Annotated in this window: 7 protein-coding genes and 1 pseudogene; 4 read left to right on the plus strand and 4 right to left on the minus strand. The window is 65.8% G+C overall.

The window, feature by feature from the left end; all coding sequences use genetic code 11:
- The first annotated feature begins 48 nt into the window (after window positions 1-48).
- The gene (locus HMPREF3114_RS13665; RefSeq protein ID WP_070489921.1) at window positions 49-2775 is read left to right on the plus strand and encodes a bifunctional acetate--CoA ligase family protein/GNAT family N-acetyltransferase; all 2727 of its coding nucleotides are present in this window, start codon (window positions 49-51) and stop codon (window positions 2773-2775) included.
- 55 nt (window positions 2776-2830) lie between these two features.
- Here HMPREF3114_RS13665 and HMPREF3114_RS13670 read toward each other — a convergent pair whose 3' ends face one another.
- Window positions 2831-3211 (minus strand): YbjQ family protein, encoded by a 381-nt coding sequence (locus tag HMPREF3114_RS13670; protein WP_005420270.1) that lies wholly within the window; start codon window positions 3209-3211, stop codon window positions 2831-2833.
- 139 nt (window positions 3212-3350) lie between these two features.
- Here HMPREF3114_RS13670 and HMPREF3114_RS13675 point away from each other — a divergent pair, with 139 nt between their 5' ends.
- Window positions 3351-4058, plus strand: coding sequence for an alpha/beta fold hydrolase (locus HMPREF3114_RS13675; protein WP_070489922.1), 708 nt, complete (start codon window positions 3351-3353; stop codon window positions 4056-4058).
- Here the strand turns inward: HMPREF3114_RS13675 and HMPREF3114_RS13680 are convergent.
- Window positions 4015-4791, minus strand: a complete 777-nt coding sequence (locus HMPREF3114_RS13680) for a YdcF family protein (RefSeq protein ID WP_070489923.1) — start codon at window positions 4789-4791, stop codon at window positions 4015-4017. The two genes, HMPREF3114_RS13675 and HMPREF3114_RS13680, sit on opposite strands and share 44 nt — an antisense overlap.
- A gap of 388 nt (window positions 4792-5179) precedes the next feature.
- On the opposite strand from HMPREF3114_RS13680, the gene HMPREF3114_RS13685 reads away from it, so the two are divergent.
- Window positions 5180-5506, plus strand: coding sequence for a hypothetical protein (locus HMPREF3114_RS13685; RefSeq protein WP_256337647.1), 327 nt, complete (start codon window positions 5180-5182; stop codon window positions 5504-5506).
- Window positions 5507-5522: 16 nt separating this feature from the next.
- Window positions 5523-7241, plus strand: a complete 1719-nt coding sequence (locus tag HMPREF3114_RS13690; RefSeq protein ID WP_070489929.1) for an ATP-binding response regulator — start codon at window positions 5523-5525, stop codon at window positions 7239-7241.
- A 108-nt stretch (window positions 7242-7349) separates the two neighbouring features.
- Here the strand turns inward: HMPREF3114_RS13690 and dkgB are convergent, their stop codons facing one another.
- Both dkgB and HMPREF3114_RS21495 read right to left on the minus strand, forming a co-directional pair.
- Window positions 7350-8159: a 2,5-didehydrogluconate reductase DkgB gene (gene dkgB, locus HMPREF3114_RS13695; protein WP_053496768.1), complete on the minus strand. Its 810-nt coding sequence runs from the start codon at window positions 8157-8159 to the stop codon at window positions 7350-7352.
- Between the two features lie 252 nt (window positions 8160-8411).
- Window positions 8412-8659, minus strand: a pseudogene (locus HMPREF3114_RS21495) (methyl-accepting chemotaxis protein); the annotation flags it as partial.

Consider the following 8659-nt stretch of genomic DNA (forward strand, 5'->3'; position numbering starts at 1 on the left):
ACAAACGACTTGATCCCCTCCGTCCCCTTTTTTGGGTACCGTAGGCGCATGAGTACCTACCACCTGCAGTCCGTATTCCGTCCGCAGTCGGTCGCGGTGATCGGCGGCAGCCCGCGTGAGCGTTCGGCCGGCCGCGCAGTGATGCGCAACCTGCGCGGCACCGGCTTCCCCGGCAAGGTGGCGTGGATCAACCCGCGGCACGCCGAGATCGATGGCATCCGCACGGTCAAGCGCTTGAAGGACCTGGACTGGGTACCCGACCTGGTGGTGATCACCGCGCCGGCGGCGATCGTGCCGCAAGTGGTGCGTACAGCTGCAGAGCGTGGCGTGCAGGCGGCGATCATCCTCACCGCGCACCTGGGCGAAGGCCCGGGTTCGTTGTCCGCACAGGTAGAGGCGGTGGCGCGCAAGCATGGCCTGCGCATCCTCGGGCCGCATTGCCTGGGCGTCATCGCGCCGCACGCGCGACTCAATGCCAGCATCGCCGCGCACTTCCCGCAGGCCGGCGACCTCGCGCTGATCTCCGAATCCTCGGCCATTGCCGCCGCGCTGGTGGAGTGGGGAGTGGCGCGCTCGGTGGGCTTCTCCGCCGTGGTTTCGCTGGGCGACACGATGGACGTCGACTTCGGCGACCTGCTCGACTACTTCGCCACGGACTACCGCACCCGCGCCATCCTGCTGTATGTCGAGCAGATCAAGGACGCGCGCAAGTTCATGTCGGCCGCGCGTGCCGCCGCCCGCGCCAAGCCGGTGGTGGTGGTGAAGTCCGGTCGCGCCGAGCGCGTGCAGCCGGGCAGCCGCGATACCCATGTGCAGGCCCTGGCGCGTGCCGATGATGTGTATGGTGCGGCCTTCAATCGTGCCGGCCTGCTGCGCGTGGGTGCGCTGGACGAACTGTTCACTGCTGCCGAATCGCTGGGGCGGCTGGGCACCTTTCCCGGTCGCCGCCTGGCCATTCTCAGCAATGGCGGCGGTGTCGGCCGCCTGGCCGTGGACCAACTGATCGCGCTGCGTGGCACGCTGGCCACCCTTTCCGACAGCACGGTGGAGAAGCTCGATGCGGTGCTGCCGCAGGGCTGGTCGCGCAGCAATCCGGTGGACATCGTGGTCGACGCCGATGGTGACCGCTATGCGTCGGCCATCGAAGCACTGCTGGCCGACAACGAGAACGATGCGGTGATGGTGGTCAACGTGCCAACCGCGTTTACCTCGTCCGCCGACGCGGCGCAGGCCCTCACCCGCACGCTCGGCCTGCGCCCGCGCCATCATCGCGACAAGCCGGTGTTCGCCGTGTGGCTGGGCAACGACGACCAGGCCACCGCCACGCTCAACGCAGCACGAGTGCCGACCTATCCGACCGAGGCCGAAGCGGTACGGGGCTTCCAGCACCTGGTGCGCTACCGCGAAGCGCAGAACGCGTTGATGGAAACGCCGCCCAGCCTGCCGCAGGACTTCAGCGTCGACACGGCCACCGCGCGCGCACTGGTCGATGCCGCGCTGGCCAACGGCCAGCAGTGGCTGGACCCGCTGGCCACGCACGAGCTGCTCAAGGCCTACGGCATCCCGTCCGCGCCGGTGATGCATGCGCGCGATGCGCATGAGGCGATGGACCTGGCGCAGCCACTGCTGGAACGCGGTGCGTCCGTAGCGCTGAAGATCCTGTCGCCGGACATTCCGCACAAGTCCGAAGTGGACGGCGTGCGCCTGAATCTGTCCACGCTGCCGGCGGTGCAGAGCGCGGCCAACGCGATCCTGTCGCGTGCGCGCCAGCTGCGGTCGGATGCGCGCATCGATGGCCTGCTGGTACAGCCGACCATCGTCCGCCCGAAGGCGCGCGAACTGATTGTCGGCATCGCCGATGACGCGACGTTCGGCCCGGTGATCGTGGTCGGACGTGGCGGAACCGCCGTCGAAGTGATCAACGACAAGGCGCTGGCCCTGCCGCCGCTGGACCTGCGCCTGGCCCACGAGCTGATCGGCCAGACCCGCGCTTCGCGCATCCTCAAGGCCTACGGCGATGTGCCCGCCGCCGACGAGCGCGCACTGGCGCTGGCACTGGTCAAGCTGGCACAGCTGGCCGCCGACATTCCCGAAGTGCGTACGCTGGACATCAACCCGCTGCTGGTCGACGGCAAGGGCATCCTCGCCCTCGACGCGCGCGTGGCAGTGGCACCGTCGCGCATCCTGCACAAGGGCCGCGGGCATCCGCGCTTCTCGGTGTTCCCGTACCCGAAGGAGTGGGAGCGCACCATCGAACTGTCCGATGGCGGCCGCGCGTTCGTCCGCCCGGTGCGGCCGGAAGACGATGCGCTGTTCCGCGCGTTCTTCGCACGCGTCAGCGACGAAGACCTGCGCCTGCGCTTCTTCCAGTCGGTGAAGCACTTCAGCCACGAATTCATCGCGCGCCTGACCCAGCTCGACTACGCGCGCTCGATCGCGCTGGTAGCGATCGAACCGCGCAGCGGCGAGATGCTGGGCGCAGTGCGCCTGCACGCCGATGCCGATTACCACCGTGGCGAGTACGGCATCCTGATCCGCTCGGACCTGAAGGGCCACGGCATCGGCTGGCGGCTGATGGCGATCATGATCGAGTACGCGAAGTGGCTGGGCCTGGACGTGGTCGAAGGCCAGGTGCTGCGCGAAAACAGCACCATGCTGGCGATGTGCCGGAGCCTGGGATTCAAGACCAGGCTGGACCCGGACGACCCGACGGTGATGATGGTGACCTTGCCGGTGCAGCAGGTCGAGGTGCCTGACGTGCCGCCGGTGGCGTAATTCCTGTAGAGCCGAGCCTACGCTCGGCTGCTTTTGCGTACGCTTGGCGGCTGCATCACCGCACCGGCTCTACCACCACCGCCGTGCCATAGCACAGCACTTCGGTCAGCCCGGTCATCACATCGGTGGCGTCGTAGCGCATGCCGATGATCGCGTTGGCACCCAGCTGCCGCGCGTGCTTGACCATGTCGCGGTAGGTTTCCTCGCGAGCCTGTTCGCACAGCTCGGTGTAGATGGTGATGTTGCCACCGAAGAGCGTCTGGATGCCGCCCAGGAAGTTGCCGACGATCGAACGTGAGCGCACGGTGATGCCGCGCACCACACCCAGGTTGCGCACGACGCGATGGCCGGGCAGCTCGAAGGCGGTGGTGACCAGCGCATCGTCGAAGCGCAGCGCGGGTGGGGTGGGAGTGCCGCTGTTGTAGGGGTCTGCCATGGTCGTGTCCGTGTCGCTGCCTTCTGTAGAATCGAGCCATGCTCGACAGGCTGTGCTGCAGCCGAGCATGGCGCGACTCTACAACGCAATCGCCCGTTGCGGCATGGTTCCGTCACCGTGCTGGCGCGACAATATCCCCATGACCGACCGTATTCCCCTGTTGCTGCTGCCCGGCCTGCTCAACGACGCCGAGCTGTGGCGCGCGCAGCTGGCCGACCTGGCCGATATCGCCGACTGCACCGTGGGCGACCAGACCGGTGGCGAGACCCTGCAGGCGGTGGCCGAAGACGTGCTGGCGCAGGCACCGGAGCGCTTTGCGCTGGCCGGGTTCTCGCTGGGCGGCTTCGTGGCCCAGCAGATCCTGCGCATTGCGCCGGAGCGGGTGCTGCAGCTGGCGCTGATCGACACCTCGATCCACCCCGACTCACCGGAGCGGGCCGAGCAGCGCCGCAGCCAGCGCGCCAGCGTGCGCCTGCCGGGGAAGTTCCACGGCTTCGGCGATGTGCTGATGCGCAGCTACATCGATGCCTCGCGGCTGGACGACTACGTGCTGGTGCAGCGCGTGCGTGACATGACCACCCGCCTGGGCGCGGAGGTGTTCCTGCGCCAGAGCGCGCTGGAACGCCGTGATGGTCATGATGTGCTGGCCGGTTACCGTGATCCGCTGTTGATCGTGTGTGGCGCCAATGACCGCATTACGCCACTCGCGGTGAGCGAGGAAATGCACGCGTTGGTGCCGCACTCGCAGCTGGTGGTGGTTCCCGATTGCGGGCACCTGGCGCCGATGGAAAAACCGGACGAGGTCAGTGCGGCGATGCGTGGGTGGTTGTTGCAGGCGCGATGCTGACCGGGTCGATGGAGGCATCGTTCCAGCCCATCCGGTTGTAGAGGTGGTAGCGCAGAACGCCGATACGCTCATGCAATATCACTTCGACCAGCAATAGATTGAATGTGGAGGGCAACCACCCCCGGGTGGCACGGAGGCGGTCGCTGGGCAGGCCTTCGGCCACGACGCCGAAGTGACGGAAGTAGATCAAGCTCCGCGTGAGATGCAGGCCCGAGGTGACCAGCACCACCCGCGAACTGTCATATCCGATGATCGCGCTGCTGTTCCTGGCGTTCTCCCAGGTGTTCGCGCTGGTGCGCTCGCGGACGATATGCTCGGTGGGCACGCCCAGTGCCATCAGTTCGCGTGCGTAGACATCGGCCTCAGCGACATCGCCGTTGGCAGTGACGCCTCCGCTGGCAAGCACCGTACAGACCTCCCGCGTGCGATCGCATTCGTGGTAACGCTGTGCAGCCCTCATCAGGCGGCTGTAACCGGCCAGCCCGGGCCTGGGGCCATGGGCATCGTGATCGATTCCGGCACCCAGCAGTACGATCACAGTGCGTGGATGTAGCGCATGTTGAGTGACACGCGGCGTGTCCTGCGCGCGGTCCAGCAGCCATTGCGTGATCGGCGGGCTGGCGCTGGCTGCAATGGCCATGGGAAGCGTCGCCAGAAGTGCAGCGCTGCGCAGGCGGCGTTTCAAGACCAGCACGCTGCATGAAAGCAGCAGGAGAAGCGTCAATGTCAGCATGGTGGTCCATGAGGGAAGTTTGAAAGGATTCCGATGGCGTAGTGCATTCGTTGCCTACATGCTGGGTGCCATGGACCTGAAGCGACTGTCACTCCCGGCCCGATGTGCTGCCATCGTAGGCGGAATCATGCTCGCGGTGGCTGCAGGGCATCTGTTGGGTGGCTGCTTTCCACAGTTGTTCGTACAGATCCATCAGCGGATGCAGTAGCTCGTGGGTCATGCATGCTGACGCCTGAGGTCTCCAGTCAGGCGTAACAGGGCGCAGGAATACATCCATTCAAGTGTTGAATGCGACAGATGGAGGAAGGCGATGCAGAGCTTGAAGTCCCGGGTTGGGCTGCACTCAGGTCCACACGCCATGGACCGGCCTGAGCTTGGGGAACGCTCGATGCTGGGTCTCATTGCGGCAACGTCGCCTCACCAGCTCCCATCATTCACCGCAGCATTGGACGCGGCGATATCGCAGTGGATGAGCATGGCGAAGGAAGAATCCTTCGGTGGCATGGAGCAGGAGCTGGCGTGCCTGCATGCCTTGAAGAGCGTTACCTCGGCGTTGGGCAGCGCCGGAGTTGCGCTGGCCTGCGACGCGTTGAGTGACTGTCTCCGCTCGGGTACAGAAGCGCGCGCTGTGCGGCGGCGGGCATGCGCGTTGGCACTGTCTGCGCAGCGTCTTCTGCATCGTGCGACGACGCATTTCCGGATGGAAGGGGGCTGACGTGCACGAGCCCCGTGTGTCCTCGCAGGCCTCCGCACCGGCAGCATTGCTGCAGGCAGCCCGTGCGCTGGAGATGCACCGCCTGGCCTGGCTTCTGTCGTCCCTGCAGGAGCCACGCGCCAGCGGATTCCGGGTGCTGCTGCAGGCACTGGTGGTGCTATGGTGCTGGCTGTGGGTGGATGGTCCGCAGCCGGTTCTGGCCAATGAGGCGGCCCGTGCGTTGCCGGTGGCCGTTGCACTGCTTGCGGTATCCGTGACATGGGCACTCGTTGCAAGTCTCTGCATGGAGCGCTGCCACCGCTGGTGCGATGGGGTAGGCCTTCTGCTCAGCCTGGCAATGGTTGCGATCCAGGTGAATGCGGCGTTCATCCTGTTGATGACGCTCAATGCAGCCCTGCCTTTCCTCGTGATCTCCGCCACCGCGGTGTATGGCCGCAGGGCAATTGCTCCCGCGATTGCATCGACTGCGCTGGCATTGCTGTGGGCCGCGCCTGAAGGTTACTGGGTCTCTCGGCCCGCCTACCTGGCCTACGCGCTGGCATTGACGGTCCTGTTGCCGCTGGTGGTGGCGTCGCTGGTAGCCGCGATGCGTGACATAGCGCTGCGTGCCATTGCTTCGCGTGAGGCACAGGGCCGATTCGTCAGTACGATGAGCCACGAGCTGCGGACGCCGCTGAACGCCATCATCAGTGGGATCCAGCTGCTGGAAGTGGGGACGGTAAGTGTGGCCCAACGGCATGCACTGGCGACGGTCGCCACGCAGGCGCAGGCGCTCAGGCACCGTATCGATGATGTACTGGACGTGGCCAGTATCGATGGTGGCCGGCTGCAGTTGCGGCTTCATCCTTGTTCGCTGCGTTCGATCATGGAAGGGGTACAGGCGACCTGCATGCCCGCTGCCGCCGACAAGGGCGTACTTCTGCAGCTGGATGGGAGTGAGCCCGATGTCTGGATGCTGGCAGACGGCGGCCGTATCGAACAGGTGGTGACCAATCTCGTCTGCAACGCCATCAAGTTCAGCCCTATGGCGGGCGAGGTATCGGTATCCATCAATGCTGCCCGGTCAGGTGACGACTGGCAGGTTCAGATCGAGGTCTGCGATTCCGGCTTGGGGATCGAAGACGCGGATCTGGAGATGATCTTCTCGCCGTTCGTACAGCTCAGCCAGGGCGAGGCACGCTGCGAGCAGGGTGTCGGGCTGGGGCTGTACATCGTTCGGCTGATTTCCGATGCCATGGGCGGAACGATAAGCGTGGGCCGCAGTGAAGCAGGCGGTGCCTCGTTCGTGTGGCGCTTCACCGTGGCCTCCACCTTGGAGGTGGACTCTCCTCCTTCCCTTGATCAGCTTCTTCAGTCACATGCAGCATCGGTTCGACCGCTGCACTGCCTGCTGTTCGAGGACGTGGAAACCAACCGTGAGGTGGTGGAGCGCCTGCTGCAGAGCGCCGGCCATCGCCTCAGCTCCCGCCATGATGGCCACGATGCGCGGAAAGTGATCATGGCGCTCGGACCTGATGTGGTGCTGCTGGATCTGCACATGCCGGGCTGCAGCGGATGGGAGGTGCTGGAGTCGGTAGCCAGGGACCCCGGCGCGCCACCGGTTCTTGTAATGAGTGCGGATACGCGGGTACAGGTGATTGAAAGAGCCCGCGCGCTGGGGGCTGCCGGTTTTCTATGCAAGCCACTGGACATCCACGACGTGCTGGATATGTTGCGCGGTGTTGCCGAGCGCTGACCGACCGGTAGGTGCCGACCTTGGTCGGCACGGTGTTTCATCGATCGGTCAGACGTCTGTGCCGACCAGGGTCGGCGTCTACCAGAGCGGTTGCGCGCCGTCTTGGAATCAATCCCAGGCCGGGGCGATGCCTTCCGGGTTGGCCAGGCGATGGCCGCGGTCAAGCTTGGCGATCTGTGCCATGTCTTCGTCGGTCAGGCGGATCGCTGCTGCCTCCAGGTTGCTGGCCAGGTTCTCGCGCTTGGTCGAGGACGGAATGACCGAGAAGCCCTGCTGCAGCGCCCAGGCCAGCGCGATCTGCGCCGGCGTGGCCTGGTGGCGGCCGGCAATGGCCTGGATCACCGGGTCCTTGATTACCTCGCCATAGGCCAGGCTCATGTAGGCGGTGATGTGGATGCCGTTGTCCTGCAGGAATTTCACCAGCAGGCGGTTCTGCAGGTACGGGTGGATCTCGATCTGGTTGGTGGCGATGGCGCCGGCACCCAGGATGCCGATCGCCTTGCGGGTCTGCGCGATGGTGAAGTTGGAGATGCCGATCGCCTTCGTCAGGCCCTGTGCCTTGGCCTCGGCCAGTGCGGTCAGGTACTCCTCCATCGGCACGTCGACCTTGTCGTTCGGCGATGGCCAGTGGATCAGTGCCAGGTCGACATGGTCGGTGCGCAGCTTTTCCAGGCTGGTACGCAGGCTGGCCAGCAGCGCTTCGCGCTTGAACGCGGTGATCCAGACCTTGGTGGTCAGGTAGATCGCTTCGCGCGGCACGCCGGAGTCGGCGATGGCCTGGCCGACCTCGGCTTCATTGCCGTAGATCTGCGCGGTATCGATGGCGCGGTAGCCGGCATCCAGCGCGTTGCGCACGGAGTCGATCACGGTCTGGTCTTTCAGGCGGAAGGTGCCGAGACCGAAGGCGGGGACTGTCATGAGGGGCTCCAGCAGGGGGGAGGGAGACGGGAATATCCACGAAAGGGTAGGCCAGCGCCCGTGTGCATGCCGGCAACGGTGCATTGCACCACCGTGTACGGCCACGAGGCCGCTGCGGGCCGCGGTGCGTGCGGACCGGTTTGTGGGTGCGGACCATTGGTCCGCACGGATTCCTGACATCGCCCGACCAACGGCCGGGCGCCACCCGTGCGGCGGTGGATGCTGCCGGCCGCTGGCCGGCAACCGGATCACTCAGGCCGCGCGCGCCAACGCGTCCTTCGCTGTCGCCGTGGCCGACAGGTCGAACACATCCACCGCATCGATCAACCGGTTCGCCTGCTGTTCCAGGCTGCGCGCCGCGGCGCTGGCTTCTTCCACTAGCGCGGCGTTCTGCTGGGTGGTGCCGTCCATCTGGATCACGGTCTGGCTGACCTGTTCGATGCCTGCGCTCTGCTCCTGCGAGGCCGCGGAGATCTCGGCCATGATGTCGGTCACGCGCT

It is taken from the genome of Stenotrophomonas sp. HMSC10F07 (assembly GCF_001807895.1).
GTDB classification, from domain to species: domain Bacteria; phylum Pseudomonadota; class Gammaproteobacteria; order Xanthomonadales; family Xanthomonadaceae; genus Stenotrophomonas; species Stenotrophomonas sepilia.

Bases quoted from the DNA above. Each gene is read 5' to 3' on its own strand.
- HMPREF3114_RS13665 (WP_070489921.1), top strand. From the start codon at position 49: ATGAGTACCTACCACCTGCAGTCCGTATTCCGTCCGCAGTCGGTCGCG.
- HMPREF3114_RS13670 (WP_005420270.1), bottom strand. From the start codon at position 3,211: ATGGCAGACCCCTACAACAGCGGCACTCCCACCCCACCCGCGCTGCGC.
- HMPREF3114_RS13675 (WP_070489922.1), top strand. From the start codon at position 3,351: ATGACCGACCGTATTCCCCTGTTGCTGCTGCCCGGCCTGCTCAACGAC.
- HMPREF3114_RS13680 (WP_070489923.1), bottom strand. From the start codon at position 4,791: ATGCTGACATTGACGCTTCTCCTGCTGCTTTCATGCAGCGTGCTGGTC.
- HMPREF3114_RS13685 (WP_256337647.1), top strand. From the start codon at position 5,180: ATGCTGGGTCTCATTGCGGCAACGTCGCCTCACCAGCTCCCATCATTC.
- dkgB (WP_053496768.1), bottom strand. From the start codon at position 8,159: ATGACAGTCCCCGCCTTCGGTCTCGGCACCTTCCGCCTGAAAGACCAG.